Genomic DNA, 26,862 nt, shown 5'->3' with positions numbered 1-26,862 from the left:
GCAGCCGGAGTAGCGGCTAGGGCACAACACGGTATTTTCGATGCAAGTACACAAATATTGCTGGCAGCAGATCCTGTTGCACTGGGTCTCTGCCTTGGTGATCGGCTGGGCGCTGGTCAGTGGCTTTTATGTTTCCGGCTTTGATGTCGAACCCGCCACTGCCCATCTGGTCGGTTTCGTGAATGTCGGGCTGACCACGCTGTTCATCCCGGTTTTCTTGCTGCGCTGGCTGGTGCGATTGGTCAAGGCCAGGCCGGGTGCGCTGAATGAGAACCCTCGGGCGCGCCGGGCTGCCCATGCTGTACACGAGGGTATGTACTGGCTGACCGCGCTGGTGCTGTTATCTGGTGTACTGATGATGGACCGCGCAATCGACGTGTTTGGATGGTTTGCCATCTCGCCGTTGATCAGCGACCCGTCATGGCTCAGTGCCTGGCTGAAGCTGCATGTTGCAGCCAACGTGGTGCTGACCATGGTTGTGGCGCTGCATGTCGGGGCCGTCATTCTGCACGAGTGTTCTGGGCGGCAGGTGCTTCGCCGGATGTTGCCCTGAGCCAATGAAGCCGTTTTCGATTCTGTCCTGGGTGGCAGCTCCCCTGTTGGCGATTGCTTTTCTGGTCGTGCGAGAAACGACCCGGCCCGTGGCAGAGCGCATCGGGCGGGAGCAGGTCGCGTCCGCATCAATTGCCCAGAAGCCATTACCCACAGCAACCCTGGCACTGGCATTTGGTTATAGCGAGCCAGTCGGCCAGGCTGCCAGCCAGGCCGAACTGGTTCTCAAGGCGTGTTTCGTATCAAGCCTGGGCCAGGCCCGTGCGCTGGTTGCAAGCCGCGAGGGTGAAAGCCTGTACCGGGTTGGCGACCGTATGCCGGGCGGCAGCGTGTTGCGTCGGATCGACGTGCGTTCCATCACCCTTTGGGACGGTGAGCGCGAGCAAACGCTGGCGTTGTCCGGCAGCCGCGCCAGCGTCTTCGTTCAATCCGGCAGTACCCCCACGCGTGGTCCTGCGTCTGCCGATTCACCCCGCCTGCTGCGGGAGGTGCAATGACATTTCAACGCTTTCTACGGGTGGCCTCGTTCGGGGCCTGTCTGACTTTGACCTGCCCGCTGGCCCTGGCTGATGCGCCGACCTGGCAACTGGCGATGAGCGATGCCGATGTACGCGATGTGGTGCGCGAAGTCGGGGCCATTCTTGACCAGACAATTGTGCTTGATCCGCGCGTACAGGGCCGGATTACAGTCTTGTCCAATGAAGCGCACGATCGTGAGGGCGTGCGCCGGCTGTTCTACTCGGTGCTGAATGCACAAGGGTTCGCCGCGGTGAACGATGGTGATCGCTTGCTGGTGCTGCCGGCGAGTGAGGCAAAAGCCTGGGCCAACCAGCAGGTCGATGCCATTCCTGCCGCATTCACCACGCGCGTGTTCAGCTTGTCTGGGAGCACTGCGGCTGATCTGGCGGGCTTGCTGAGGCCGTTGGTGTCCAGCAATGGTTACATTGGACCGTCCAGTTCGGCCAATGCCTTGGTCGTTACCGATTCGGCTGCAAACCTGGAGCGCCTGCAAAGCCTGGTGGCGCAACTGGACAGCGGTCAACGGCATGACTATGAGCTGGTGACCTTGCGTACAGCACAGGCCGTGGATGTGTTGCCTGTGGTAGAGGCTTCGGCGGGCGGCCCGGACAGTGGCGTGCGGGTGCTGTCCGACTCGCGCAGCAACCGCCTGCTGATACTCGGCCCGGAAAAGTCCCGGCAACGCCTTGCTCGCCTGGCCCGCGAGCTGGATGTGCCCGCGCCTGTCAGTTCGCAGAACTGGCGAGTGGTGCGCCTTCAGCATGGCAATGCCGAGCAACTGGCCGAGGTGCTCAGTGAAGTGGGCAAACGGCTGGATGCCAAGGCAGGTACTGAAACCTTGGGCCAGCCACTTGCGGCAGGGGCCATGGTCAAGGCCGATGTCAGCCAGAATGCGCTGGTGCTTCTGGGTGAGCCCCAGACGTTGGGTAATGTGGTACAGATCATCGAGCAACTCGACCAGCCACGCGCGCAAGTGCTGATACATGCGGCCATCGTCGAGGTCAGCGGGGATATCAATGAAGCCTTGGGGCTGCAGTGGGGGATAGATACAGGCAGCCTCAAGGGCGGTGTGACATTCCCCGACAGCGGTGTGGCCTGGGCTGACCTGCTGGGCGCAGACAAGGCACTGCCGAGCGGTGCGGCGCTGGCATTGGGTTCTGACCGTTTCGGCCTGCTGGTTTCCGCGTTGGCCAGCAATACCCGCAGCAATTTGCTGTCCACCCCCAGCCTGCTCACGCTAGACAACCAGGAGGCGCAGATCCTGGTGGGGCAGAACGTGCCCTTCAAGACCGGCTCGTATACCACATCAGGGAGTGGCGCCGACAACCCGTTCACGACCGTGGAACGCAAGGACATCGGTATTAGCCTGAAGGTGCGCCCGCACATCAATGAGGGCAGGAGTTTGCGCCTGGAGGTCGAACAGGAAAGCTCCGAACTGGCACCTGGCACGGTCGAAGGTGACCTGATCACCAGCAAGCGGACGCTCAAGAGCACCATCCTGGCTGCGGACGGCGAGATCATCGTGATCGGCGGCCTGATCAAGGACAGCGTGCGGACAGAGCAGCGCGCAGTGCCGTTGCTAAGCCGCATCCCGCTGCTTGGTGGCTTGTTCCGCTGGACCAGGGACACTCAGGAAAAGACCAACCTGATGGTGTTCCTGAGGCCTACCGTCTTGCGTACCCAGGAAGACCTGATCGACTCCGGCCGCCGCGCCTATGGCGACGTACAGGCGTCCGACCCGGCACGAGTACCGAAAGACCCCCGCCAAATGTTCGAGGCGCGCCCTGTACCGATGGGCGAGGAACCTGGCCGGTGAGCGATCTGATTCCATTCGGCTTTGCCCGGCGCTTTGGCATTTTGCTTGACCGCCACACGTTGCTGATGCGCAACGGCGCCTCGCTGGAGTCGCTTTCCGAAGCGTTGCGCGTGGTCGGGCAGCATGTTCCGCTACGGGTGGTGGACGATGACGCGTTTGCCATCCACCTGGCCGGTTGCTATGGCGGCGCCCAGGATGCGGCACAGTCGGTTATCCAGGAGCTGGATGACCACATCGACCTGTCACGCTTGGCTGAGGGCTTGCCGCAGGCCAGTGACCTGCTCGATCAACAGGACGATGCGCCGATCATCCGGTTGCTCAATGCGTTGCTCAGCGAAGCGGTCAGGTCACGCGCTTCCGATATCCACCTGGAAACCTTCGAGCAGCAGTTGCGTGTTCGCATGCGCATCGATGGTGTCATGCGCGAAGTGCTCACGCCGCCCAGGGCGCTCTCGGCACTGCTGGTATCGCGCATCAAGGTCATGGCGCGCCTGGACATTGCCGAGAAACGTGTGCCCCAGGATGGCCGCATCAGCTTGCGGCTGGCAGGCCATGAGGTGGATGTGCGTGTGTCCACCTTACCGGCGGCCCATGGGGAGCGGGTGGTGATGCGTTTGCTGGATAAGCAGGCGGTCCGCCTGGACATACAACACATGCAGATGCAGCCCTCTGTGCAGAAGGCGTTCCTGGCATTGCTGGACAAACCCCATGGCATTTTCCTGGTGACCGGCCCTACCGGCTCTGGCAAGACCACCACGTTGTATACGGCGTTGTCGGTACTGAACCGTGAGTCGCGCAACATTCTCACCGTCGAGGACCCGGTTGAATATCACTTGCCGGGCATCGGCCAGACTCAGGTCAACAGCAAGGTGGAGATGACCTTTGCGCGCGGGCTGCGGGCGATCCTGCGGCAGGACCCGGATGTCGTGATGGTGGGTGAGATCCGTGACAGGGAAACGGCCGAAATTGCCGTGCAGGCATCGCTGACGGGCCATCTGGTGCTGTCGACTCTGCATACCAACAGCGCACTGGGTGCCATCATGCGGTTGGCGGACATGGGTGTGGATACCTGCTTGCTCGCCTCATCGCTCGCCGGTGTCATGGCTCAACGGCTGGTGCGTGTGTTGTGCCCGCATTGCAAGGTCGCGTGCGAGGTGGATGACGCCATGGCCGCTGCACTGGGCAATCCCGATGACTTACCGCAGCAGCTTTACCAGGCTGTTGGTTGTGAGCTGTGCCAGTTGGGCTACAGCGGGCGTGTGGCTTTGCATGAAATGGTCGTGATCACCCCGCAGCTGGCACAGGCTATTCACGGCCGCGCATCCTTGGCACAGATGCGGGCATTGCTGTGCCCGCACTCGACCAGCTTGTTTCAGCACGGTATCGAGCGAGTCTGCCAAGGGCAGACCAGTGTCGAGGAACTGCTGCGCGTCACAGGCCAGGACTGAGCATGGCGGTTTTCCGGTATCAGGCTCAGCGCATCGATGGCACGCGTCAGCGCGGCACGCTAGAGGCAGCCAGTGCACGCCAGGCCCGACAGCAGTTGCGCGAGCAGGGCTGGTCGGTATTGGTGATCGAAGAGGTACAGCCGTCGCCCTTTGCCGCGCTGACTGCACGCAACCGCCTCTCGCTCGTGCAGCGTTGCCTGCTGACACGACAGCTGGCAACGCTGTTGCAGGCCGGCATCCCGTTGACTGAAGCATTGCAGGCGGTGGCTGCGCAGAGCGGCCAGCGTCTGGTCAGGCAGGTGTTGCTGGGCGTGGCTGAGCGGGTCGCCGAAGGTAATACCTTTGCCGATGCGTTGGCACATTACCCATCGGCATTCCCGTTGGTCTACCGCGCCACGGTCGAGGCGGCAGAGCGTTCAGGGCACCTGGCCGGCGTACTGGAGCGGCTGGCTGAGCATGGCGAAGATCAGCGGGCACTGCGCCAGAAGGTGCAGTTGGCGATGCTTTACCCCTTGATCCTGACGGCCGTGGCACTGCTGGTGGTGGGGTTTCTGCTTGGTTATGTGGTGCCGGACGTGGTGCAGGCCTTTGCCCGCGACCAGGCGCAGTTACCACTGGCAACGCAGGTGCTGATCGCACTCAGCGATGCCTTCGGCCGCTTTGGGCTGTTGGCCTTGCTGGTGATGCTGGCAGGCGCTACAACGGTCGTCTTGCTGTTACGCAAACCCGCCAGACGAAGGCAATGGCATGCCATGGTTCTGCGCATACCCGGTTACGCCGGTTTTGTGCTGGCCAGTGAAGCCGCACGTTTCATCAGCACCCTGGCAATTCTGGGGCGCAGCGGCGTCGTGCTGGTCGATGCCATGAACATCGCGGCCGGCGTGGTGGGCAATCTGGTGCTACGCGAACGCTTGCAAGCCGCTGTGCGTGAAGTGGGCGAAGGCGCAACGCTGGCCCATAGCCTGGCACGTAGCCAGACCATGCCTGACCTGATGCTGCACATGATCGCCAGTGGCGAGCGTGCCGGGGAGCTGGACGGCATGCTGGAACGTGCCGCCGATCTTCAGGCCAGGCAACTGGCAGGTCGTATAACCCTTCTGGTGAGCCTGTGTGAACCCCTGATGCTTTTGGTGATGGGCGGCATCGTGCTGTTCATCGTGCTGGCCATCCTGCTGCCCATTCTTAACCTCAACCAACTGGTCAACTGATATGTCCTACGGCTTTGCACGCCGCGCGCAACGCGGTTTCACGCTGATTGAAATCATGGTGGTGGTGATCATCCTGGGGGTACTCGGTGCCTTGGTGCTACCCAATGTGATGAGCCGCCCGGACCATGCCAAGCTCACCGCAGCGCGTACCGATATCCAGTCCATTGCCACGGCGCTGGAAATCTACCGCCTGGACAATGGGCGCTACCCCACTACGGCTCAAGGCCTGGAGGCGCTCGTCCGGCGTCCAACCTTGGCGCCACTGCCCCGGCAGTGGAGCGCCCAGGGTTACCTCAAGCGTCAGGCGATGGACCCGTGGGGGGCACCTTATCAGTACGCCAACCCAGGAACGCGATCAGGCCAGGGGTACGACTTGTTCTCTTTGGGGGCCGACGGCCAGCCCGGCGGTGAAGATGCGGATGCCGATATCGGTAACTGGGCCGAATGAGGCAGAACCGGTCGAGGGGCTTCACCCTGCTTGAAATCATGCTGGTGCTGCTGCTGGTGGGCGTTGTCCTGGCCATGGCCGGGCTACAGGTGGGGCAGGGCCCCCATCGGTTGGCACGGCAGGAAGCCGCCCTGTTTCTGCAACTGGTCCAGTACGCCAGGCAGCAGGCGGTCCTGGAGGGGCGGGATTTGGCTGTGCACGTCGACCCCCGCGGCTATCAGCTAGTGAAGGGTGAAGGGCACAGCGTGGCAGCGCAGGGGCAGCGCCGGGACACCGGGCTGGACCTGCATCTCGAAATCGACGGGCTGGCAGTGATGCCCGGCAAGCCGGAAGGCACTGCGCAACTGGTGTTTTCCCGTAGCGACGAGCACACCCCGTTTTCGTTGTCATTCCATGAGGCTGGCGTCAGCCTGGCCCAGGTATCAAGCGATGGCCTCAATGACCCCTGGCTCGAACGTTGAACGTGGGTTTACGTTGCTGGAAGTGCTGGTGGCGCTGTCTGTTTTTGCCGTGCTGGCTGCTGCTGTGACCACCGCCAGCCAGCATGTGCTGGAGCAGTCGCAGGGCCTGCGTGACCGGCTGTTCGCCAGCTGGATTGCCGATAACCACCTTGCTGAACTGCGTCTGCACGCGCCTGCGGCTGCACAGCGGCGCACCCTGGAGGTCCGGTTCGATGAGCGGGGCTGGTGGTTGGTCGAGGCGAGGCATCCTCTGGCTGATGCGCCCCTCGTCGAAGTGAACGTGAGTGTCGGTTTGGCGCCGGATCGGCAGCCACTTCATCACACGGTGGGCTGGCTGGAGGTTGTCGATGGTGCGCCGTGAGCCAGCCTGTACCCAACGCGGCTTTACCCTGCTGGAGTTGTTGCTGGCCGTCGCCATCTTCGCCTTGTTGGCGGCAGGCACCAGCCAGTTGCTGGCTGCATTCACCCGGGCCGATGCAGCGCGCCAGGCCCACGCCGACGAACTGCGCGCCTTGGGGCGGGCAATGAGTGTGATGCAGCGGGATGCACTGCAAGGGTACTGGCCCGCGAGCGGCAAGAACGGCACGAGCCACGGCATCTTGTTGACGCCGCATCGGGTGAGCTGGTTGTTGGGTGCCGAGCGTGATCGGCAGCCCTTGCCGCGCAGCGATCTGAGGGTTGTCGAATACTGGCTGGAAGACGGTGTGCTGTGGCGCCAGCGGCGTACTCTGGAGCACGGGCAGGTACGCCCGCAGCGCGTGCTCGACGGTATTGTGGCGTTGCGCTGGCGTATGTATGGCGCAGAGGGTGGCTGGGTTTCCAACTGGACGGCTGCGCAGCCGCCACAGGCGCTCGAAATCACGCTTTCGACCCAGCGTTTCCAGGGCATACGCCGCGTGCTGCCAATGGCGGGGGCAAGCCTGTGAAGAACACTCGGCAGCGGGGTGTGGCGCTAATCACCGTGCTGTTGGTCATGGCGCTGCTGACCGTGCTGGTTGCCAGCATGTTGCGTAGCCATCAAGGCATGCTGGGCAGCGTCAGGCAGCAAATCGATGCCTCGCGCCTGCTGCAGTTGGCACATGCGGGGGAACGCCAGGCCTTGGTGCAACTGAAACAGCAGGCTGCAACCCTGCTGCAAGTGACCCATGGTGGTCAGCCCTGGGCGAAAGCCCGGTTGCTGGACCTTGAGCAGGGGCAGGTTCGCCTGCGTCTGGAAGACCTTTCCGGGCGTTTCAACATTGCGGCGCTGACCGCACGGAAAAATCTCGACCCTGTGCTGCTAAAGCGTTGGCAGCGGTTGTGCCGTGCGCTGCAGATCGAGGCGCCAGTGCTGGATTCCCTGGCAGGCCAACGCATGCTCGACCCTAGCCAGCTGCGCGCCCTGCCAGGCGTTGATGATGAAGTGATGACACGCCTGCGGCCATGGGTTGTGGCGTTGCCTGCAAATGCGGGGCTCAACGTCAATACCGCCCTGGCGCAGGTGCTCGAAGGCCTTGAAGGCGTGGAAGCATCCACTGCCCGGCGTTTGATAGGCGAACGGCCCGAAGAGGGTTTTGCCAGCGTTCAGCAGTTTCTGGCGCAACCGCGTCTGGTCGGTCTTGGTATCGACAGCCATGGACTGTCGGTGACCAGCCGCTGGTACCGCTTGGAGGTGCGCGCAGCGCTGGCAGGCAATGTTGGTTACCTGTACAGCGACCTTGAGATCGACCTGAACACGCATCAGGTGCGTGTGTGGCGTCGTGTTTTTTCTGCACAGCCGGAGCAAATGCCAGATGAGTGATGTTTACCTGTTTCTACTGGCGGAGGGTATGGCCGCAGCCGACGGGACATGGCCGGTGCTTGTGCGCACAGCGCAGGGGCAGCTTGACCGGTCAACGTTGGGCGATCTGCCGCCAACACTGGCCGATGCTGGCGTGGTGCTCGTCCTGCCGATGGAGCTGGCAGGGTACTGCAGGGTTGGGCCAGTGCCGGGCAGGCGCCCCAGCCGGGAGGTGTTGGGCTATGCGGCCGAAGAGCAGTTGGCAGCCCCTTTGGAGGCCTCGCACCTGGCGTTCGGGCCAGAAGATGATGAGGGGCGACGAAAGGTGCTGGTGATAGCGCTGGAACGCCTGCGCCCGCTGATGTCGCTGCTGCTTGAGCAGGGTATCGACCCGGTCGCGGTGCACGTCGATGCCGACCTGCTGAGTGCCGCACAGGCGTGTGCCCTGTGGTTCGAGGGGCGCTGGTTGCTGGGAGGCACCGAAGGTGCGCGCCTTGCGGTCAGTGCCCAGGCTGCTCAGGTACTGAAGCAGAGCCATGCGTCGATACCCTGGATGGCCGAGGCAGGGGCAATGGGTGCGCACTGCTGCGATCAGGAGGTCGACAGTGCTGTGGAACTGCTGGTGCAGGGTAAAACTGGCGCCGTGGACCTGCGCCAGGGCACCTTGCGCCGACGGCGCAGTGCGCCGGCATGGCAAGCGATGGCAGGTAGTGTGGTGCTGGCATTGCTGATGGTTTGCCTGGCTGAATACTGGCGAACCGAGTGGTTGATGCGTCAGGTATCACTGCAGCACACCGACAATGTTCGGGTGCTGCAACGCTGGGCGCCTGAACCGCTGGCCGGAGGCGATTTGGCCACGCAAATCCGGTTGCTGGAACACATGCCCAGGCAGTCGACTGCTATGGAGCAGCTTGCGCAGTTCTCCGAGCAGCTGGTCAGCAGCGGTAATCTGGTGATTGAACGAGCGGAAACGACAGCTGGGCAGGGCTGGCGTGTTGATGTCATCGCTGAAGGCTTTGACGATCTCGAACGGCTAGGGGAGCGTGTTGCCGGCATGCGGATGGAACAGGGGCGACAGACTGCCCAGGGCGTGCGGGCAATCCTCGCCTGGCAGGAGGCAGAATGAAAAATCTCAACGAGCATGCATGGGTTCGCCAGTGGAAAGAGATACCAGCAGGCCGGCGTGCGCTGATGAGTGCAGCGTTGTGGGGCCTGCTGTTGATCGTGATCTGCCAGCTACTCTGGTTGCCAGGGCAGGCTCGCATGCAGCAAGCGGAACAAGCGCTGGCGCGTGAGCATGAGCTGGCGGCCACATTGCAGCGAATTGTACAGGGGCCGCGTCGGTCGCCAGGCGCCGTCGAGTTGCTGACACCGGCTGGGCTGAATGAGCGTGCCAAGGCGGCAGGGGTCTACATCGTCAGCCTGGAAGCCAAGGCAGGGCAAGTGGATGTCGGCCTGGAGGGGCCCGTCGCCGCAGTGCTGGCCTGGCTGCACGTACTGGAGCATGACGGTGGCGAAGCGCTGAACATCCAGTTGCAAGCCGAGGGCGAGCTGCTTCAGGCGCGCTTGGTGATGGCGTTGCCCGAAGCCTGAGCACGTGCGCCTATGCCTTGGGAGGTAGCTTGCTCAAGTGCAACGCCACCAGCAACGCCACCGCCAGCAAGCTGCCAATGAACAGCCCGATGCCATTCCAGCCCCACTGGTGCCAGAACACCCCACCCGCCGTACCGGCCACGCTGGACCCTGCGTAATAGCTGAAGAGGTACAGCGACGATGCTTGCCCCTTTGCCTTCAGCGCCCGGCGCCCGATCCAGCTGCTGGCCACCGAGTGCGCACCAAAGAAGCCGAAGGTGAACACCAGCATGCCGACGATCACCATCGCCAGCGGGCTGGCCAGGGTCATCAGCAAGCCACCTGCCATCACCACGATACTGGCCCAGAACACCTTGCGCCGGCCCAGCTTGTCCGCCAGTGCGCCGACCTGCGCCGAGCTGTAGATGCCAGACAGGTACACCACCGACAGCAGGCCGACCAGTGCCTGGTTCATGTGGTAGGGCTCAGCCAGCAGGCGGTAGCCGATGTAGTTGAACAGGGTGACGAAGGCTCCCATCAGCAGGAAGGCTTCAAGGAACAACCAAGGCAGGCCGGCATCCTTGAAGTGCATGACAAAGCCGTCCAGCAGGCTGCGCGGGTTCATCGACTGTGGGCGGAAGTTGCGCGATTCGGGCAGTACCTTCCAGAACACCAGGGCGGCCACCAGCGCCAGGCCGCCGATGGTCAGCATCGCCGTGTGCCAGCTGACAAAGTCGATCAATACGCCCGTGATGAGCCGTCCACTCATGCCGCCAATCGCGTTGCCCCCGATGTACAGGCCCATGGCCAGGCCGATGTGCTGCGGGTGAATTTCTTCACTGAGATAGGTCATTGCCACTGCCGCCAGGCCACTCAACGACAGGCCGACCAATGCGCGGGTGGCCAGTACCAGTTCCCAGCTCGGCATCACGGCGCTGGCCAAGGTGGAGAGGGCGGCGCAGACCAATGCAAAGACCATCACCGGCTTGCGCCCGATACGGTCAGAGATAGGGCCGGTGATCAACAGGCCGAACGCCAGCATGGCGGTGGACACCGACAGCACCAGGCTGCTTTGCGCCGCGTTGATGGCAAATTCCTTGGACAACAGCGGCATCATCGGCTGTACGCAGTACAGCAGGGCGAAGGTGGCGAAGCCGCCGCTGAACAGCGCCAGGACGGTCTTCATGAAGGCGGGGGTGCCTTTCTCGATCCACATTTCGTTCAGGGGGGCAGGTTCTGGCTCGGCGGGAAGGGGGGCTACAGCAGTTTTCACGGGCGGGTACCTCTGGCGCAATGAAAAAAGCATATAGCTGGCTAATGATTAGATCCAATATATTGTTCGACCTATTTGAGATGTTTTACGACCTGTTTGGAGCCGATCATGGAACTGCGCCATCTGCGTTACTTCATCGCCGTGGCCGAAGAGCTGCACTTTGGCCGTGCCGCGCAGCAGCTGGGCATTTCGCAGCCGCCGCTGAGCCAACAGATCCAGGCCCTGGAGCAGGAGCTGGGGGCTCGGCTGTTCGAGCGTACCAACCGTCGGGTGGAACTGAGCGAGGCAGGGCGGTTATTCCTTGAGGAAGCGCGTCAGGTGCTGGCGCAGGTGGAGAAGGCGGCCGATGTGGCCCGGCGTGCACAGCTGGGAGAACTGGGCGAGATGAAGATCGGTTTTACCTCGTCGGCACCCTTCACCTCGAAGATCCCCAAGGCCATCCATGCCTTTCGCCAGCGTTTCCCGGCGGTGCACCTGAACCTCAAGGAAATGAGCAGCCGCGATGTCGCCGAAGGGGTGTTCGATGAGTCCATCGAAGTGGGGCTGATGCGGCCGATGCCGTTGCCGGAAGGTCTGGTGGCCACGGAGTTGTTCCGCGAGCCCCTTGTGGCGGTTATCAACGCCTCGCATCCGCTGGCGGAGGGCTCTGACCAGGGTGTGTACATGGCGGCGTTGGCCCATGAGCCATTCGTGTTCTTCCCGCGCAGTTACGGCAGCGGCCTGCATGCGCAGTTGCTGAGCCTGGCACGACAGGCGGGTTTCAGCCCGCACTTTGCCCAGGAGGCGGGGGAGGCGATGACCATCATTGGCCTGGTGTCGGCGGGCCTGGGCGTGTCGGTATTGCCGGCGTCGTTCCAGCGCATGCGCATCGAAGGGGTTGTATATCGCACGCTGCTGGATGAGGGGGCGATGTCGGCGGTGTGGCTGGTGCAGCGCGAGCGCGGTCATTCGGTGATGGCCAAGGCATTTGCCGAGCTGTTGACTGGGCAGGTGGTCGGCCAGGGCTGATGCCGGTCAAATGGCACTGGCCATTGCCGCAGTGCCGCCACATACTCGGGCATTCGTTGAAACACGGAGGTCAATCATGCGGCGCGTGGTGTTCAATCAGAAAGGTGGCGTGGGCAAGTCGAGCATTGCCTGCAACCTGGCGGCGGTCAGTGCCAATGAAGGCTATCGGACCCTGTTGATCGACCTGGATGCCCAGGCCAACTCGACCCAGTACCTCACCGGCCTCACCGGCGAGGACATCCCCATGGGGATTGCCGACTTCTTCAAACAAAGCCTGTCCAGCGGGCCGTTCAGCAAGAAGAACAAGGTCGATATCTACGAAACCCCGTTCGACAACCTGCATGTGGTTACCGCCACGGCAGAACTGGCTGACTTGCAGCCCAAGCTTGAGGCCAAGCACAAGATCAACAAGCTGCGAAAGCTGCTGGACGAGCTGGATGAGGATTATGACCGGATTTATATCGACACCCCGCCAGCGCTGAATTTTTACGCAGTTTCTGCACTGATTGCCGCCGATCGCGTCTTGATTCCCTTCGACTGCGACAGTTTCTCACGCCAGGCCCTGTACGGCCTGTTGGCCGAGATCGAAGACCTCAAGGATGACCACAACGAAGACCTGATGGTCGAAGGCATCGTGGTCAACCAGTTCCAGTCCCGCGCCAGCCTGCCGCAGCAGATGCTCGACGAACTGCTGGCCGAAGGCCTGCCGGTGCTACCGGTGTACCTCGGCAGCTCGGTGAAGATGCGTGAATCGCACCATGCCAGCCTGCCGCTGATTCACCTGGAGCCAAAGCACAAGCTGACGCAGCAGTTTGTCGAGTTGCATTCGTTGCTCGAAGAGAGCGCTTAAACCCCTTGGCTACGCACCCACTCCAGCAACGACTGGAGTGGGAATGCCCCGGCCTGGCGGCTGATTTCGCGGCCGTTCTTGAACAGCAGCAGGCTGGGGATCGAGCGGATGCCCAGTTGCCCGGCGAGGTTGCGGTTGGCTTCGCTGTCGAGCTTGGCCAGTCGGCAACGGCCGGCCAGTTGGCGGGCGGCCTGTTCGAAGGTGGGGGCGAAAGACTTGCATGGGCCGCACCAGTCGGCCCAGATGTCGACCAGCAGCGGCAGGTCGCCTTTGATCTGGCTGGCGTAGCTGGCCTCGGTGAGCTCGAAAGGGGTGCTCAGCAGCATGTCTTGTTTGCAGCGGCCGCATTTCGGGGTGTCACCCAGGCGCTCGGCGGGCAGGCGGTTGAGGCCGTTGCAGTGGGGGCAGGGGATTACCAGTGGGTCAGACATGTCATCTCCGGGGTTGGATTCTCGTTTCCCTTGTGGGAGCGGGCTTGCCCGCGAACACCGGCGAAGCCGGTGCCATCCATCGCGTTACCTACTTCGCGGCGGTTCGACGCCTCGACAAGCCCGCTCCCACAGGATTGGGCATTAATCATGAAGAGCAGCTGATTTCCAGATGCTTGCCCCATTCCGGCGGTCGCTCAGCGTAGGCTTGCATGCCGGCTTGTTCCTCGAACGGTCTGGTCAGCACCTGATGCAACCGCCGCACTTCACTGTAATCCCCCGCTTCAGCCGCTTCGATGGCTTTCTGCGCCAGGTAATTGCGTAGCACATACAGCGGGTTCACCGCATGCATTCGCTCACGGCGCCCTTGGGCATTGCCGGGTTCGCGTTGGCAGCGGGCTAGATAATCTGCGCCCCAGGCATCGAAAGCGGCCAGGTCGATGAAGTCATCACGCACTACGTTCAGCGCATCGGCCACCGGCTGTTCGCCCAGCTTGCGGAAGAACAGGCTGTAGTCCACGCCACCCCGCTGCATGCACTGCAGCAGGCGCTCGACCAGCGCCATGTCGTCATCCTCGGCAGTGGTCAGGCCCAGGCGGCGGCGCATGAGGTCCAGATAGTGGGCCTGGTACAGCGGCAGGAACAGGCCCAGCGCTTCTTTCAGGGGCTCCACCTCGATCACCGTGGTCAGGGCCTGGGCCAGCGCGCTGAGGTTCCAGTGGGCGATGGGCACCTGGTTGGCGTAACTGTAGCGGCCCCGGTCGTCGGAGTGGTTGCAGATGAAGTTGGCGTCGAAGTCGTCGAGGAAGGCGTAGGGGCCGAAGTCGAAGGTGATGCCCAGGATCGACATGTTGTCGGTGTTCATCACCCCGTGGCAGAAACCATAGGCCTGCCAGCGGGCGATCAGTTCGGCATTGCGTTCGACGATGGTGCGGAACATGGCCAGGTACGGTTGCTCGGCAGCCTGGCATTCAGGGTAATGCTGCTGCAGTACATGGTCGATCAGCACGCGCTGCTGCTCGGGCTGTTTGGTGTAGTAGAAGTATTCGAAATGGCCGAAGCGCACATGGCTCTGCGCCAGGCGGGTGAGCATGGCAGCGCTTTCCCGGGTTTCGCGCCATACCGGGGTGCTGGAGCCGACTACGCACAGCGCACGGCTGGTGGCGATGCCGAGGGCGTGCAGGGCTTCGGAGGCGAGGAACTCGCGAATCGACGAGCGCAGCACAGCGCGGCCGTCGCCCATGCGCGAATACGGGGTCTGGCCGGCCCCCTTCAGGTGCAGGTCCCAGTGTTCGCCTTTGTCGTTGAGCACTTCAGCCAACAGCAGGCCACGGCCATCGCCCAGGCGTGGGTTGTAGGAGCCGAACTGGTGGCCGGAATACACCATCGCCCGTGGGTCGGCTTCTTCCCACAGTTTGTGGCCGCTGAACAGCTCGGCAAACACCGGCAGGTCGGCCTGCGCGGGGTCGAGGTCGAGCAGCGCCATGGCCGACTCGCTCGCAACGACCAGGCGCGGGTCTGCGATGGGTTCGGGCAGGACCTGGGTAGAGAACGCATCGCCCAGGCGGGCGAAGCGGTTGTCGAAAGTGAGTTGGTCGAGGGCTTTCACGGGCTGCTCCTGAGATTCAGCACAGAATAAAGCATTCGAGCCCACTCAGGCCGGTGCAGTGCCATCGGGTTTAGGTTGCTCCAGCGGAATCAGCTGCTGCTTGCCGTCCTTCTGGTCCATCAGGAACACCTCGACCTGGCGTACCGAGATCTTGATGTTGTGGGCCTTGAACTCGCGGTTGATGTAGCGGTTGATCTCGTCCAGCGTTGGGTTGCGGTCGCCCAGGTCGCGCACGTGCATGCGCAGTTCGTGGTCCAGCGAGCTTTCACCGAAATTGAGGAAGTACACGATCGGCTCCGGATCTTTGAGCACGCGCGGGTTTTCGTGCGCGCCCTTGAGCAGCAGGTCGCGCACCAGGTCCAGGTCGGAGCCGTAGTCGATGCCCAGTTTCAGCGTCACCCGGGTGACCGTGTCGGTCAGCGACCAGTTGATCAGCTGGCCGGTGATGAAGGTCTTGTTGGGGACGATGATGTCCTTGCGGTCGAAGTCGGTGATGGTGGTGGCGCGGATGCGGATCTTGCTGACCGTGCCGGACAGGTTGCCGATGGTGATGGTGTCGCCAATGCGCACCGGGCGCTCGAACAGGATCATGATGCCGGAGATGAAGTTGGCGAAGATTTCCTGCATGCCGAAGCCCAGGCCCACCGACAGTGCCGCCACCAGCCATTGCAGCTTGTCCCAGCTCACCCCCAGGGTGGACAGGGTGCTGACGATACCGACGCCGACGATGGTGTACGACAACAGCGTGGTGGTGGCGTAAGCGCTGCCCTGGGCCAGGTTCAGGCGTGACAGCACCAGGACTTCCAGCAGGCCCGGCAAGTTACCGGCCAGGGCGAAGGTGATGCCGACGATCACCAGCGCACCCAGCAGGTCGCCGAGGCTGATCGGTACCATGCTGGCGGCGGCGCCGGTGCCGCTGGTGTATTCGTAGAGGACGAAGTTGTTGAGGTAGGCGAACACCGAGATCAGGTCTGCCCAGACCCAGTACAGGCCGGCGATGAAGCCGCCGAGCAAGGCCAGGCGGATCAGGCGCAGCGACTGCTGGTTGACCTGCTCGATATCCAGCGTCGGCTCTTCGGTGATGACTTCGCCATCCAGCCCTTCCTTGGCCGCTGCCCGCTTGCTGAGCGCGCGCTGGTAGGCCAGGCGCCGTGCCGCCACCGACAGGCCGCGCACGAAGGCGGCTTCGATCACCAGCCAGAACAGCAGCAGGTACAAGGTGTAGATCAGCCGGTCGGTGAGTTTCAGCGCGGTGTAGTAGTAGCCGAAGCACACGGCGACGAACAGGGCGATGGGCAGGGCGGTGAACGCCACGCCCACGGCCCTGCGGAACAGCGAGGTGTCGCGGTGCGCGGGGCTGCTGAGCAGCAGGCGGCTGAGCAGCCAGGCCATCAGTGCGTAGCAGGTCAGCACCACGCCGATACCCAGCACGTCGTCGGCCAGCGCCGAAGGCTGGTGCTCGGCCACCGCCACCACGCCGACCAGCGCCAGTACCACGGTGCCCAGGCGGCGCACCCAGCCACGCAAGAACTCGACCTGCGGCTTGTGCCAGCGGAAGTGGATTTCGGCCACGCCACCGGGGGCGAGGATGCGGTAGGCGGTGTAGAACACCAGCCAGGCCTGGGCCAGTTGCCAGAGGGCGGCGCCGAGGTTGGCGTTTTGCCCGCGGGCGTCGATCTGCAGGGCGTAGCTGCACAGCGCCAGGCCAAGGCTGACCGGCATCGCCAAGAGGATGTTGATAAGAATCGCCTGGGGCGTGTGCCACTGGCTGTCACGGCGGAAATGGCCGATGTCCTGGTGCACCTTGCCCAGCCGTTGGTACAGGTACTGGCGCCGCCACAACAGGGCGCCAATCACCAGCAGCAATGGCAGGAACAGCAGCGGGCGCTGGCTGAGGCCGTCGGCCAGCTCTTTCAGGCCCGAACCCCACGGCAGGTTGGCGACCTGGTCGGCCAGGCGCTCTGGCACATAGCTCAGCCAGTCCCAGTCCAGCGGCTTGTTGCTGGGGATCCAGAACATCTGCTCGTCGAGGGTGGTGCGCAGGCTCTGCGCGGTGCCCAGCAACTGCTTCTGATTGAGCTGCAGGGTGATCGATTCGTTCAGCAGTGCCGACAGCTCGCGGTTCAACCGCTCCAGCAGGTCGCTACGGTTGATCGCCACTTCCAGCAGGGCCTTGCGCAGCTGAGGCGTCACCGCTTCCTGCGGTTGGGCGGCCAGCAGCTTGTCGACATAGGTGACCGGGCTGCTCATTTGCTCGCGCTGCTGGTTGACCTCGAACTGGTACAGGCGGGTGTCGGCGATCTGGTCGGCCAGGTCGCGGTCGACCTTCAGGTGCGGCAGGGTCTGCTTCTGCTTGTAGAGGATCTTGGACAGCAGCAGGCTGCCCTTGAGCACGTTGATCTGCTCGTCCAGCGCCTGGTCGGCCTGGGTCAGGCTGTCCAGTTGCTGTTTGGTGCGCAGGTTCTGCTGGGTCAGTTCGTTCAGGCGGTCGGTACTTTTCAGCAGGTAGTCGGAAAGCTTGAGGTTAAGCGCGCTTTCGGTGGCCAGCAGGCTGCTGCCGCCGGCCTTCTGGGCTTCGATGGACTGCTGGGTTACCGCCTCCTGGGACTGGGCCAGGCGCTTGTCGTTGATCAGGGTCTGCAGGTCCTGGATTTCCTGCTCCAGGCGTGTGGCGCGTTCGATCAGCAGGTCGTGGCGGGCGTTGCCCAGGTCTTGCAGCAGGCTGTTACCGGCCAACTCCTGGCGGCGCAGCAGGGTCAGCGCATTGAGCGAGGCCAGCTCGGCATTGAGCTGGTTGCGCTGGTCGGCGTTGATGGATTTGCCGCCGTCCTTGCCGGTTTTGAGGATGTTGTTGATCTGCTGAGCACGGGCCTGGCTGTTGCTGATTTCGGCCTGGGCGCGTTCCGGGCGGGTTTGCGAGTTGATGATCAGGCTGTTGGCTTCGGACAGCGCCTTTTGCAGCTCGCCCTGTTGGGTGTTGCGCTCGCTGAGCATCTGCTCAAGCTGCGGCACGCTCAGCGTGGCATAACGCTGGGCGACGGGCTGGGGCTTGCTTTCCTTGAGCCTGGCGAGCTCTTTCTGGCTGTCGCTGGTTTCTTTCGGGGCCCCGGCCAGCTGCTGCTTAAGTGCGACAAGCTTCTTCTCGCTGTCTTCCTTGCTGGCGAGCTGGCTCAAGGTCTGTTCGAGCACCTGCTGCAGGGCCTTCTGGTCGGCCTCGGGCAGCTTGCGCTCGGCGATCTTGTCGAGGCTGTTCTGGATGCTGGCGGTGGTCGGGGCCTCTGCGGCGGTGGCCGCAAAGGAAAGGGACAGGCACAGCCCGAGCAGGGCTGTGCGAAGGTACACGCGCAGGGACATAGGCAGACTACTTGTGGATCCGGCAGAAACGAAGTTTAGAGGAACAATCCTGGTCCGGGTCGCGTTCCTTCGGGGAATCTGACGCCCACTTTCTGGATCTTGTTCCCGTCCATGGTCGCCACGGTCCAGATCGTGCCATGCCATTCGACCTGGTCACCTACTACTGGAGCGCCTCCGACCTTCTGTCGGATGAACTGCGCCAACGGCATTTTCGCGTCCAGGCCATCGAGCTTCAGGCCGTACAACGCTGCAACCGCGCCCAGTTCGGCATCGCCTTCGAGTACGAAGTCGCCGAAAAAGCGCAGGTCCAGGCCGCGCTGGGGTGCCTGGCTGAACAGTTTGCCCAGGGCCGGCAGGTTGTGCTCGTGGCCGATCACGCAGAGCATGTCGCCTACTTCCAGCACGGTACTGCCCGACGGGTGCAGCAACTGCTCGTTACGGAACAGGGCGGCAATCCGCGTGCCTTCGGGCATTTTCAGCTCGCGCAGGGCGGCGCCGATGCACCATTTTTCGGCACCCAGGCGGTACACGAACAGCTCCCACTCGCTGGTGATGTGCACTTCCAGGGCAGAGCGGGAGATCGGTGCCGGGTCTGGCGGTACGGTCACTTTCAGCAGCTTGGCCATCCACGGCAGGCTGGTGCCTTGCACCAGCAGCGACACCAGCACGATGAAGAACGCCAGGTTGAAGAACAGCTGGGCGTCCGGCAGGCCGGCCATCAGCGGGAACACCGCCAGAATGATCGGTACCGCGCCGCGCAGGCCCACCCAGGAAATGAAGCCTTTTTCGCGGCCATGGAAGGCCTTGAAGGGCAGCAAGGCGGCGACCACCGACAGCGGCCGCGCCACCAGGATCATCCACAGCGCCAGGCCCAGTGCCGGCAGGGCGATGGGCAGCAGGTCGTGCGGAGTGACCAGCAGCCCCAGCACCAGGAACATGCCGATCTGGGCTAGCCAGGCCATGCCGTCGAGCATGTGCAGGATGCCATGGCGGCTGCGGATCGGCTTGTTGCCCAGCACCAGGCCGCACAGGTACACGGCGAGGAAACCGCTGCCGTGCAGGGCGTTGGTCAACGAGAACACCACCAGGCCACCGGCCACCACCAGGATCGGATACAAGCCGCCAGCCAGGTTGATGCGGTTGACCAGTTGCAGCATCAGCCAGCCGCCACCCAAGCCCAGCAGGCCGCCGATGCCGAACTCGCGCAGCAGGTGGCCCAGCAGGCTCCAGTGCAGGCCGGTCTGGCCGCTGGCGATCATGTCGATCAGGGTGACGGTCAGGAACACTGCCATCGGGTCGTTGCTACCCGATTCGATCTCCAGGGTGGCGGTAACCCGCTCGTTCAGGCCTTTGCCGCCCAGCAGCGAGAACACTGCTGCGGCGTCGGTGGAGCCGACAATGGCGCCAATCAGCAAGCCCTGGATCAGGCTGAGGTTGAACAGCCAGGCGGCGACCAGGCCGGTGAGGGCGGTGGTGATCATGACCCCGACCGTGGCCAGCGACAGCGCCGGCCACAGCGCCACGCGAAAACTTGCCACCCGCGTGCGCAGGCCACCGTCTAGCAGGATCACGGCCAGCGCCAGGTTGCCCACCAGGTAGGCGGTGGGGTAGTTGTTGAAGATGATGCCGCCACCATCCACACCGGCGACCATGCCGACGGCGAGGATAATGACCAGGATAGGGATGCCCAGGCGTGACGACAGCGAGCTGACCAGGATACTTGCACCCACCAGCAATGCGCCGATCAGGAACAGGCTATTGATGGTGCTTGCATCCAAAGGCAGGTACTCCGAAACAGCGGGGGAAGGGACGTGGTAGCGGATTTTTCAGCAAAAGCTAGCAGGTCGCGTGCCAATCGATTCTAACCTGAGGCTGATGCGGGCTGTAAAGCGATACCGCACTGTAGTTACGGCTTGCGGATGTAGTGGTGTCCCCCACAGTCAGGCAGCCGAATAGCATGAACGATAAACAACGCCTCCCTCTTGCCCAGGTGGCCCAGCGCCTGCTTGGGCAATTTCCTGATTTGCACGGCCTTGCGCGCCAGGCGGCGGGCCATGTGCTGCGCCAGCAGCTGGGGTACTGGCTGGACCCGGACACGCTCTACTGGCACGAGTTCCAGTCGGCGGCCAGCAGCTCGCACAGCTACACCGGCTGGTGCCACCGTGGGCCGCCGCAGCGGTCGCTGAGCCTGACCGAGCTGGTTATCCAGCGCTTCAGCCCACAGCAGCAGACCGCTGCCGATGAGTTGAGTGTCTATGGCGGTTTCTACCGGGTGGATGCCAGCCATGGCGATTATGACGAGCGTAACGAAGTGCGGCTCGACCCGCAGGCGATGCTGGAGGCGTTCTGGCAAATGGATTTTGCGGGGCGCTACAGCGAGGCACTGAGCCGTTTTCGTGAGCAGTGTGGCGAAGATTACTGCGTACTGGCCCGCGCCCGCTTTCTTGCCGTTGTCGGCCAGTCCGTGCTCAGCGAACTTGAGCGGCGTGAACTGCTTGCGGCAACGCTGCGTGTGACGCTGCTGCCGAGTAGCCTGAAAGCGCTGCGCGAGGATTATCCTGCAAATGCCCGGGGTGGCTGGCGTTCGCTTTCCAGCAGCGATCCCGGTGTCAGGCCGCTGTTTCTGTACTCACTCAAGACCGGCAGGCAGTGCGTCTATCTACCCGATGCGCAGAATGTGCTGGTGGTCTTCGACGATCGCGCAACGCTCCAGGCCTGGATAGAAGCGCATGTGGCCTCGAATGACACGCAGCGGCAAGCTGTTGTGGGTGACCTGTTTATTCGTGTTCGTGAGATGTTCATGGATCAGCTGACCCATGAGGCCCACGAACGGCTGACCACCAATGCGCAGCTGCGCAAGGCTGAATGGTTGGCTGGGTTACAGGCTGCAAGCACGCTGATTGCACCCATGGCGCCACTTGGCTGGCCGGTGATCCTCACGTCGCTTGGCCTTGGTACGGCAAGCCTGGTATTGCACCTGGACAGGGCAATCAATGGCAAGGCGGCCTGGCGCACGGCTGCCTGGTGGGCGGTGGCTGTGGATGTGCTGTTCATTCTGCTCGACGCGGCAGTGCTGCGTGTCAGTGAGCTGTTCACCGATGCTCGCCTGCCGCCACGCGTGGCAGGCCAGGCGCAAACCGGCGTTGCCAAGGTGGATTGGGCGCGCTACATGGCACCAGCTGCAGACGAGTTGCTGGCCATGTCGGATCAGGCCTTGGCTCGCCAGGAGGCTTTGCTTGGAACGGTGCCGTGGGCCGATCTCGACAGCGTTGGTGCCGGCGGTGCTTATCTCGATGCTTTCAGTGAGCCCTACCCGGTTTACCGCGATGAGCATGGCTTTGGCTCGGCCGCTATTGCCGAATACACCAGCTCGCCGGAGCGCTACAACAACTTGTGGCAAGGTTTGCCTCTGGAAGGCTCGCGTGCCGAGAGCATCCGGCGCAGCCACGACCTTTCACGTGCGCTTGGACAATTAGGCGTGAACAATCAAGTGCGGCTGTACCGCGCGGCGTCCGGCCTGCGTGGTGCTGGCATACCGACGACAGGCGAGGGTGCCCTCGCAGTGGGCGACGTGTTGGTGACCAGCGATTTTACGTCGTTCACAGAAAACCCTTATGCCCTGTGGGAGGTGTTCAACGACCCGCAGACCCAGGTGAGCGGCAAGGGGGCTTTTGGCGACAACGCGTTGGTGTATGTGCTGGAGCCGGGTGAGGACGTGCAGGCAATGCCGATCGAGCCGTTCTCAAGGCGTCCGGACGAGGCGGAGTCGCTGATGATGCCGGGGCGTTATTTGCAGGTTGAAAAGCTGACGCCGGTGAAGGGAGACAATCATCGCTTCATGGAGGTGTGCCTGAAGGCACTGGCGCGGGCGCCGGAGGGGGCGAGGGTGCGTGAGATGCGCACGGGGGCGTTGTTCAACCGTCAGGTGATGGCGGAACGATTGGGTGTGGAGGATGACGGGTTGATGCGTACATTCTTTGCGCTGCCGACCTGATGCCAGTCAACCAAGGGATTTGGGGCCGCGTTGCGGCCCTTCGCGGGCAAGCCCGCGAAGGGCTGCAAAGCAGCCCCAATGGTGCCGATGTCAGGCCTGCTTCACTTCACGCATCGGCTTGCCCTTCACCGGTGCATCGCCCGCCACATAGTACTTGGCAGTGCTGCGCGGCAATGGCTTGCGGCCACGGATCTTGTCGGAGATTTTCTCGGCGATCATGATCGTGGTGGCGTTGAGGTTGCCGGTGATGATCAGCGGCATGATCGACGCATCGACCACACGCAGGCCCTTCATGCCGTGCACACGGCCTTCGCCGTCGACCACTGCCATATCATCGGTGCCCATCTTGCACGAGCAGGACGGGTGGAAGGCAGTTTCGGCGTGCTCGCGGATGAACTTGTCCAGTTCTTCGTCGGTTTGCACGTGGGCGCCCGGGCTGATTTCGCGGCCACGGTACGGGTCCAGCGCAGGCTGGGCCATGATTTCACGGGTCAGGCGGATACCGTCGCGGAATTCCTGCCAGTCCTGCTCGGTGGACATGTAGTTGAACAGGATGCTCGGGTGCTGGCGCGGGTTCTTCGACTTGGCCTGGATGCGGCCACGGGCCGGCGAGCGCATGGAGCCCATATGCGCCTGGAAGCCGTGTTCCTTCACGCCATTGGAGCCGTTGTAGTTAATGGCGACCGGCAGGAAGTGGTACTGAATGTTCGGCCACTTGAACTCAGGGCGGGTACGGATGAAACCGCCAGCCTCGAACTGGTTGCTGGCGCCGATGCCGGTGCCGTTGAACATCCACTCCGCACCGATGGCCGGCTGGTTCCACCACAGCAGCGAGGGGTACAGCGATACTGGCTGGGTGCAGGCGTACTGCAGGTACAGTTCCAGGTGATCCTGCAGGTTCTCACCAACGCCCGGCAGGTCGTGTACCACCGGGATGTCCAGGCTTTCCAGCAAGTGACGCGGGCCGACGCCGGAGCGTTGCAGCAGTTGCGGCGATGCGATGGCGCCAGAGCTGACGATCACTTCCTTGCGGGCACGGGCTTCAACACGTTCTTCACTGTCGCCGACCAGGTAGGTCACGCCAATGGCGCGCTTGCCGTCGAACAGCACGCGGTCAGTCAGGGCGTGGGTGACGATGGTCAGGTTCGGGCGCTTCTTGGCCTGGTCCAGATAGCCCCGGGCGGTGCTGGAGCGGCGGCCGTTCTTGGTCACCGTACGGTCCATCGGGCCGAAGCCTTCCTGCTGGTAGCCATTCAGGTCTTCGGTGCGCGGGTAACCGGCCTGCACGCCGGCTTCGACCATGGCGTGGAACAGCGGGTTGTTGCCTGCTTTCGGCGTGGTCACGCTGACCGGGCCTTCGCCACCGTGGTAGTCGTTCGGGCCAATGTCGCGGGTTTCGGCCTTGCGGAAGTACGGCAGGCAGTCCAGATAGGTCCAGTCCTCCAGGCCTGGCAGTTCTGCCCAGCCATCGAAGTCCAGGGCATTACCGCGGATGTAGCACATGCCGTTGATCAGCGACGAGCCACCCAGGCCTTTGCCGCGACCGCATTCCATGCGGCGGCCGTCCATGTACGGCTCCGGGTCGGTCTCGTAGGCCCAGTTGTAGCGGCGGCCCTGCAGCGGGAAGGCCAGGGCGGCTGGCATCTGGGTGCGGAAGTCGAAGCGGTAGTCGGGGCCACCGGCTTCCAGCAGCAGTACGGTAACGCCGGCGTCTTCGGTCAGGCGGGTAGCCAGGGTGTTACCGGCGGAGCCTGCGCCGACGATGATGTAATCGAATTCTTGGGACATGAAAGTACCCTCGTGTTTGGCGGTGATCAGGGAGCGGGAACGCCCGTGCGCAGCGGCATGGGCGTGGCTAGACAGGGTTTAGAAAACCGAGTTGTAGCCGCCCAGCTCGACCTGGACCGACTTGATGCGGGTGTATTGAGCCAGCGAGCTGACGCCGTTTTCACGGCCGACGCCCGACTGCTTGTAGCCACCAACCGGCATTTCGGCCGGCGATTCGCCCCAGGCGTTGATCCAGCAGATACCGGCTTCCAGCTTGTGGATGATGCGGTGGGCGCGGGTGATGTCGTTGGTGCACACACCGGCGGCCAGGCCGTACTCGGTGTCGTTGGCACGACGGATCACTTCTTCTTCGGTTTCGTAGGTGAGAATGCTCATCACCGGGCCGAAGATTTCTTCCTTGACGATGGTCATGTCGTCGGTGCAGTCGGTGAACACGGTCGGGGCCACGAAGGCGCCCTTGGCGAAGTCACCGGCAGTCAGACGCTCGCCACCGCACAGCACACGGGCACCTTCCTCTTTGCCCTTGGCGATGTAGCCCAGCACGTTTTCCATGTGCGGGAAGCTGACCAGCGGGCCGAAGTTGGTGTTTTCGTCTTCCGGGTTGCCAACGCGAATGCGGGCTACGCGCTCGGCGATCTTGGCTTCGAAAGCCGCTTTCATCTCGGCAGGGATGAACACGCGGGTACCGTTGGTGCATACCTGGCCCGAGCTGTAGAAGTTGGCCATCATGGCGATGTCGGCGGCCTTGTCCAGGTCGGCGTCGGCGCAGATGATCAGTGGCGACTTGCCGCCCAGTTCCATGGTGACTTCCTTCAGCGACGAGCTGGAGGCGCTGGCCATGACCTTCTTGCCAGTGGTGGTGCCGCCGGTGAAGGACACTTTTTCAATGCGTGGGTGCTCGGTCAGCCAGGTGCCGACTTCGCGGCCGCTGCCGGTCAGGACGTTGAACACACCGTTCGGCAGGCCGGCTTCGGTGTAGATCTCGGCCAGTTTCAGGGTGGTCAGCGAGGTGACTTCCGACGGCTTGAAGATCATCGCGTTGCCAGCGGCCAGGGCCGGGGCGGACTTCCACAGGGCGATCTGGATCGGGTAGTTCCAGGCACCGATACCCACGGTGACGCCCAGTGGCTCGCGACGGGTGTAGACGAAGGACGATTCGCGCAGCGGGATCTGCTCGCCTTCGATGGCCGGTACCAGGCCTGCGTAGTATTCCAGCACGTCGGCGCCGGTGACGATGTCGACGTAGCGGGTTTCGGAGTAAGACTTGCCGGTGTCCAGGGTTTCCAACATGGCCAGCTCGTCGTTGCGCTCGCGCAGGATGTCGACGGCGCGGCGCAGGATGCGCGAACGCTGCATGGCAGTCATCGCTGCCCAGACTTTCTGGCCGCGCTCGGCGCTTTCCACAGCCTTCTCGACGTCAGCCTGGGTGGCACGCTGTACGTGGGCGAGGACTTCGCCGGTGGCCGGGTTGATGGCTTCGAAGGTGGCATCGCTGCCAGCGTCGACGTAAGCGCCATCAATGTAGAGTTTTTGCGTTCCGAAACGGGCCATAGTGTCCTCGCAAGTGCAGTGTGTGGTTTGGCTTGCGCGTCACGCTCCAGCCGGGTTGGCAAGGGCCGTGCGCGGTTGTTCAGCGGCCTGGTCGTTTGTACCCAGGGTGTGCTGTTTAGCCAGTTGTAGATCCATGTATTCGTAAGCAATCCGTATCGCCTGGTCGGTGTCGAATGCATCACCCGACAGGGCGCCACGCAGCCACAGTCCATCGATCAAGGCCGCCAGGCCGCGGGCTGCCTTGCGCGCATGGTAGAGCGGCAAGGCGCGGCGGAACTGGCAGCACAGGTTGGAATACAAGCGGTGGTCGTTGATCCGCTGCAACCTGTGCAAATCGGGCTGGTGCATGCTGGAAGCCCAGAAGGCCAACCAGGTTTTCATTGCCGGGCCGTTTACCTGGCTGGCATCGAAGTTGCCCTCGATGATCACTTTCAGGTGAGCGCGCGGGCTGTCGTCCGTCAGGGCCTGGCGACGTGCTCGAACACCTTCGTTGAGCATGTTCATGATGTAACCCATCGTCGCTGCAATCAGGCCGTTCTTGTCCTGAAAGTAGTGACTGATGATGCCGTTCGACACACCGGCCAAACGGGCAATCAGCGCAATGCTGGCGTCCCCCAGACCGACCTGATCGACCGCCTGCAACGTGGCTTCGATCAACTGCTGGCGGCGGATGGGTTGCATACCGACCTTGGGCATCTTGCTATCTCCTCAGGCCTGCGAGCAGACGACGGGCGGCTGACTCGGCGAAGGCCAGTCTATTTTGTTTTGATTGAACGTTCAATCAATAAAGAATAAGCTCTGCGACAATTTGTGCCATTGACAGTTTTTCAGGCGGTCGAGAAGGCACGAGTTGACACCCTAGGAAATCGCGTAACCACCGGAATACAAGGCGTTGACGGGCATGAGCGATGCGAAATGCAGATTCTGCCGTACGGTCACTGGCCCTGCGACAGGCCCTTGGAGCGGGCGAAGTGATCTGTGACGAATGCGCGCACCTCTGCCGAGGTGTGGCTTTTTCAGCAGGCCATCTGTCTGTTTTTTTGCAACGTATCGATTCGGGATCACGGTTTCCAGGGTGCTTTTATAACACCTGACGCAGTGGGGATATTCCACCAATTGCTCGGGAATGACTGATTAGCCTCCACAGCCGTACTGCCCGGAGCATTCGTGCAATGAGTTCTGCCTCACTTACCAAGCCCCCCGCCGAGAGGGTACGGGTCAACC

At 62.8% G+C, this 26,862-nt stretch carries 23 protein-coding genes; 15 read left to right on the top strand and 8 right to left on the bottom strand.

Translation table 11 applies throughout. From position 1 onward, the window contains the following. Positions 1-40: 40 nt before the first annotated feature. The 12 genes from ACF8R4_RS02615 to ACF8R4_RS02560 all read left to right on the top strand — a co-directional run bounded on the left by ACF8R4_RS02615 (position 41) and on the right by ACF8R4_RS02560 (position 9,804). Positions 41-553, top strand: coding sequence for a cytochrome b (locus ACF8R4_RS02615; RefSeq protein WP_060498042.1), 513 nt, complete (start codon positions 41-43; stop codon positions 551-553). 88 nt (positions 554-641) lie between these two features. Further along, positions 642-1,049, top strand: coding sequence for a type II secretion system protein N (locus tag ACF8R4_RS02610; protein ID WP_182408343.1), 408 nt, complete (start codon positions 642-644; stop codon positions 1,047-1,049). After that, positions 1,046-2,887 carry a type II secretion system secretin GspD gene (gene gspD / locus ACF8R4_RS02605; RefSeq protein ID WP_104833804.1) on the top strand — a complete coding sequence of 614 codons (1,842 nt, stop codon included), beginning with the start codon at positions 1,046-1,048 and terminating at the stop codon, positions 2,885-2,887. The genes ACF8R4_RS02610 and gspD overlap by 4 nt, the downstream gene beginning before the upstream one ends. Further along, a complete protein-coding gene (gene gspE, locus ACF8R4_RS02600; protein ID WP_104833805.1) occupies positions 2,884-4,335 on the top strand; it encodes a type II secretion system ATPase GspE in 1,452 nt (483 codons plus the stop codon). The genes gspD and gspE overlap by 4 nt, the downstream gene beginning before the upstream one ends. A gap of 2 nt (positions 4,336-4,337) precedes the next feature. Beyond that, a complete protein-coding gene (gspF, locus tag ACF8R4_RS02595) occupies positions 4,338-5,543 on the top strand; it encodes a type II secretion system inner membrane protein GspF (RefSeq protein ID WP_060498039.1) in 1,206 nt (401 codons plus the stop codon). Position 5,544: 1 nt separating this feature from the next. Next, positions 5,545-5,991 carry a type II secretion system major pseudopilin GspG gene (gspG, locus tag ACF8R4_RS02590; RefSeq protein ID WP_060498038.1) on the top strand — a complete coding sequence of 149 codons (447 nt, stop codon included), beginning with the start codon at positions 5,545-5,547 and terminating at the stop codon, positions 5,989-5,991. Next, complete coding sequence (gene gspH / locus ACF8R4_RS02585; protein ID WP_200928870.1) at positions 5,988-6,452, top strand: type II secretion system minor pseudopilin GspH; 465 nt, start codon at positions 5,988-5,990, stop codon at positions 6,450-6,452. Before gspG ends, gspH begins: the two co-directional genes overlap by 4 nt. Continuing rightward, on the top strand, positions 6,430-6,813 hold the full coding sequence (gspI, locus tag ACF8R4_RS02580) for a type II secretion system minor pseudopilin GspI (protein WP_060498036.1): 384 nt from the start codon (positions 6,430-6,432) through the stop codon (positions 6,811-6,813). Before gspH ends, gspI begins: the two co-directional genes overlap by 23 nt. Beyond that, complete coding sequence (gene gspJ / locus ACF8R4_RS02575) at positions 6,800-7,378, top strand: type II secretion system minor pseudopilin GspJ (RefSeq protein WP_060498035.1); 579 nt, start codon at positions 6,800-6,802, stop codon at positions 7,376-7,378. Before gspI ends, gspJ begins: the two co-directional genes overlap by 14 nt. Then, the gene (locus ACF8R4_RS02570; protein ID WP_060498034.1) at positions 7,375-8,232 is read left to right on the top strand and encodes a general secretion pathway protein GspK; all 858 of its coding nucleotides are present in this window, start codon (positions 7,375-7,377) and stop codon (positions 8,230-8,232) included. Before gspJ ends, ACF8R4_RS02570 begins: the two co-directional genes overlap by 4 nt. After that, positions 8,225-9,337 carry a type II secretion system protein GspL gene (gene gspL / locus ACF8R4_RS02565; protein WP_200928869.1) on the top strand — a complete coding sequence of 371 codons (1,113 nt, stop codon included), beginning with the start codon at positions 8,225-8,227 and terminating at the stop codon, positions 9,335-9,337. Before ACF8R4_RS02570 ends, gspL begins: the two co-directional genes overlap by 8 nt. Next, positions 9,334-9,804, top strand: coding sequence for a hypothetical protein (locus ACF8R4_RS02560; RefSeq protein ID WP_060498032.1), 471 nt, complete (start codon positions 9,334-9,336; stop codon positions 9,802-9,804). The genes gspL and ACF8R4_RS02560 overlap by 4 nt, the downstream gene beginning before the upstream one ends. A 10-nt stretch (positions 9,805-9,814) precedes the next feature. Here ACF8R4_RS02560 and ACF8R4_RS02555 read toward each other — a convergent pair whose 3' ends face one another. Continuing rightward, positions 9,815-10,999 (bottom strand): MFS transporter, encoded by a 1,185-nt coding sequence (locus ACF8R4_RS02555; RefSeq protein ID WP_225521377.1) that lies wholly within the window; start codon positions 10,997-10,999, stop codon positions 9,815-9,817. Positions 11,000-11,164: 165 nt separating this feature from the next. On the opposite strand from ACF8R4_RS02555, the gene ACF8R4_RS02550 reads away from it, so the two are divergent. After that, positions 11,165-12,064, top strand: coding sequence for a LysR family transcriptional regulator (locus ACF8R4_RS02550; RefSeq protein WP_060498030.1), 900 nt, complete (start codon positions 11,165-11,167; stop codon positions 12,062-12,064). A gap of 76 nt (positions 12,065-12,140) precedes the next feature. Continuing rightward, complete coding sequence (locus ACF8R4_RS02545) at positions 12,141-12,914, top strand: ParA family protein (protein WP_060498029.1); 774 nt, start codon at positions 12,141-12,143, stop codon at positions 12,912-12,914. Here ACF8R4_RS02545 and trxC read toward each other — a convergent pair. The 4 genes from trxC to ACF8R4_RS02525 form a co-directional block, all read right to left on the bottom strand. Continuing rightward, on the bottom strand, positions 12,911-13,345 hold the full coding sequence (gene trxC, locus ACF8R4_RS02540; protein WP_104833812.1) for a thioredoxin TrxC: 435 nt from the start codon (positions 13,343-13,345) through the stop codon (positions 12,911-12,913). The two genes, ACF8R4_RS02545 and trxC, sit on opposite strands and share 4 nt — an antisense overlap. A 145-nt stretch (positions 13,346-13,490) precedes the next feature. Continuing rightward, the gene (selO, locus tag ACF8R4_RS02535) at positions 13,491-14,951 is read right to left on the bottom strand and encodes a protein adenylyltransferase SelO (protein ID WP_060498027.1); all 1,461 of its coding nucleotides are present in this window, start codon (positions 14,949-14,951) and stop codon (positions 13,491-13,493) included. Positions 14,952-14,996: 45 nt separating this feature from the next. After that, positions 14,997-18,305: a mechanosensitive channel MscK gene (gene mscK, locus ACF8R4_RS02530; RefSeq protein WP_060498026.1), complete on the bottom strand. Its 3,309-nt coding sequence runs from the start codon at positions 18,303-18,305 to the stop codon at positions 14,997-14,999. Between the two features lie 35 nt (positions 18,306-18,340). After that, positions 18,341-20,083, bottom strand: a complete 1,743-nt coding sequence (locus ACF8R4_RS02525; RefSeq protein WP_016712480.1) for a potassium/proton antiporter — start codon at positions 20,081-20,083, stop codon at positions 18,341-18,343. Between the two features lie 179 nt (positions 20,084-20,262). On the opposite strand from ACF8R4_RS02525, the gene ACF8R4_RS02520 reads away from it, so the two are divergent. Continuing rightward, positions 20,263-22,299 carry a dermonecrotic toxin domain-containing protein gene (locus ACF8R4_RS02520; protein WP_392491628.1) on the top strand — a complete coding sequence of 679 codons (2,037 nt, stop codon included), beginning with the start codon at positions 20,263-20,265 and terminating at the stop codon, positions 22,297-22,299. Positions 22,300-22,389: 90 nt separating this feature from the next. Here ACF8R4_RS02520 and betA read toward each other — a convergent pair whose 3' ends face one another. From betA to betI, 3 genes are all read right to left on the bottom strand, one after another. Next, positions 22,390-24,087, bottom strand: a complete 1,698-nt coding sequence (gene betA, locus ACF8R4_RS02515; protein WP_060498024.1) for a choline dehydrogenase — start codon at positions 24,085-24,087, stop codon at positions 22,390-22,392. A gap of 78 nt (positions 24,088-24,165) precedes the next feature. After that, on the bottom strand, positions 24,166-25,638 hold the full coding sequence (gene betB / locus ACF8R4_RS02510; protein WP_027614845.1) for a betaine-aldehyde dehydrogenase: 1,473 nt from the start codon (positions 25,636-25,638) through the stop codon (positions 24,166-24,168). Positions 25,639-25,677: 39 nt separating this feature from the next. Beyond that, on the bottom strand, positions 25,678-26,334 hold the full coding sequence (gene betI, locus ACF8R4_RS02505; protein ID WP_060498023.1) for a transcriptional regulator BetI: 657 nt from the start codon (positions 26,332-26,334) through the stop codon (positions 25,678-25,680). Positions 26,335-26,862 lie beyond the last annotated feature (528 nt).

It is taken from the genome of Pseudomonas sp. FYR_2, assembly GCF_043106425.1.
Lineage (GTDB): Bacteria > Pseudomonadota > Gammaproteobacteria > Pseudomonadales > Pseudomonadaceae > Aquipseudomonas > Aquipseudomonas monteilii.
This window is presented reverse-complemented; position numbering and strand designations above follow the sequence as displayed.